General features: G+C 73.3%; 1 protein-coding gene. It reads left to right on the forward strand.

Annotated features, from left to right (window positions below; translation table 11 throughout):
• On the forward strand, positions 1–1,647 hold a 1,647-nt coding region (locus tag D7X12_RS41170), incomplete at both ends, for a condensation domain-containing protein (RefSeq protein ID WP_147443993.1).

A 1,647-nucleotide genomic window follows, 5' to 3' on the forward strand; every position in this document is an offset into this window, starting at 1 on the left:
ACGCCTTCTTCGGCGGGGACCGGGCGGATCCGCGCGCCGTGCGCAACGTGCTCGCGGCGGGCCCCAAGGGCCAGCTCGTCAACCTGTACGGCCCCACCGAGGCCACCGTCTGCGCGACCTTCCACGCGGTGGAAGCGTTGGCGCCGGACGCCACCGTCCTGCCCATTGGCCGGCCCGTGGCCCGTGCCCGGCTGTACGTGCTGGATGCGCACGGCGAGCCCGTGGCGCCCGGTGTCCCTGGCGAGCTGTTCATCGGCGGTGAGGGCGTGGGGCGTGGCTACCCGGGCCACCCCGCGACGACGGCCGAGCGCTTCGTGCCGGACGCGTTCAGTGGCCTCCCGGGCGCGCGGCTGTACCGCACGGGCGACCGGGCGCGGTGGCGGGCGGATGGGACGCTCGACTTCGTGGGCCGCGTGGATGCGCAGGTGAAGGTGCGCGGCTTCCGCATCGAACCGGGCGAAGTCGAATCCGCCCTGCACGCCCACCCGTCCGTGCGCGAGGCGGTCGTCGTCGTGCGCGAGGACGTGCCCGGCGACAAGCGGCTGGTGGCCTACGTCGTGGGCCACCCGTCGCCGGACCCCACCACCCTGCGCGCCTTCCTGGTGGAGAGGTTGCCCGCGCACCTGGTGCCGTCCGCGTTCGTGCCCATGACGGCGCTGCCGCTGACGCCCGGGGGCAAGCTGGACCGCAAGGCCCTGCCCGTCCCGGAGCAGGCCGAGTCCGCCCTGGTGCCGGCCGTCCCGGAGCGCATGACGCCCTTCCAGCAGCGCGTCGCCGGCCTGTTCCGCGACGTGCTGCACGTGGAGCGCGTGGGCCTGCACGACGACTTCTTCGCCCTGGGCGGACACTCGCTCCTGGCCACGCAGCTCATCTCCCGCCTGCGTGCCACGTTCCAGGTGGAGCTGCCGCTGCGTGGCCTGTTCGCCGCTTCCACCGTGGCCCGCGTCACGGAGCTGGTGGAGGAGCAGCTCCTGGTGCGCACGGATGGCCCGCGTGTACCCAGCCTCCGTCCCGTTTCCCGTGACGGCGCGCTGCCCCTGTCGTTCTCGCAGCAGCGGCTGTGGGTGCTGGATCAGCTCCAGCCTGGAGCCACGCCCTATGTGTTGCTCGGGGCCGTGCGGCTGGAGGGGGCGCTGGACGCGGAGGCCCTGCGTCGCGCGCTGGAGTTGCTGGTGGACCGCCATGAGGCCCTGCGCACCACGTTCGTGCTGAAGGGCAGCGAGCCCGTTCAAATCATCCAGCCCACGCCCGCGTGGACGCTGCCGGTGACGGACCTGGGCGACCTGTCGCCCGAGTCCCGTGAGGCGGCCCTCCAGCAGCTGGCGTTGGAGGAAGCAGGCCAGCCCTTCGACCTGGGCACGGGCCCGCTCTTGCGCTCGCGGCTGGTGCGGTTCGCTCCCGCGGACCATGTGCTCGTCCTGACCATGCACCACATCGTGTCCGACGGCTGGTCCGTGGGCGTGATGGTGCGCGAGGTGGCGGCGGCCTACGCGGCCTTCTCCACCGGGAAGGGGCACGGGCTTCCGGCCCTGCCGGTGCAATACGCCGACTTCGCGTCCTGGCAGCGCGGCTGGCTCCAGGGGGACGTGCTCGCGAAGCAGGTGGCGTGGTGGAAGGAGCAACTCGCGGGCGCGCCGCATGTCCTGG

The sequence above is a fragment of the Corallococcus sicarius genome (assembly GCF_003611735.1).
Taxonomy (GTDB): Bacteria; Myxococcota; Myxococcia; order Myxococcales; family Myxococcaceae; genus Corallococcus; species Corallococcus sicarius.